General features: G+C 49.6%; 1 protein-coding gene. It reads left to right on the top strand.

The features are described from left to right. Window positions 1-47 precede the first annotated feature (47 nt). On the top strand, window positions 48-270 hold a 223-nt coding region (locus KVT36_RS31715), incomplete at its 3' end, for a hypothetical protein (RefSeq protein ID WP_217607432.1).

Raw genomic sequence — 270 nt, forward strand, 5'->3', positions numbered from 1 at the left:
GGGGATAGAACAGATTGAGCAGGCATATCGAGCTAAACAATGAGATCATGCGTCAAAAGGACGGCTTTTATCAGCTGGAAAAGGATAAGGAGGCCGTCGCCGAGTACCTCCGGGAAATCGAGGGGAAAAGCCTTCGTTTCGGTTCCATTATGGATCGAATCACTTACATGATCGAGAACGGCTACTATTATAACGTCCTGAAAGAGTACACGGCCGCGGAGGTAGTCTGGATCCATAAAATGGCCGAGGCTGCGGATCTGTCGTTCGCAT

Source organism: Chitinophaga sp. GbtcB8, from assembly GCF_019091455.1.
Lineage (GTDB): Bacteria > Bacteroidota > Bacteroidia > Chitinophagales > Chitinophagaceae > Chitinophaga.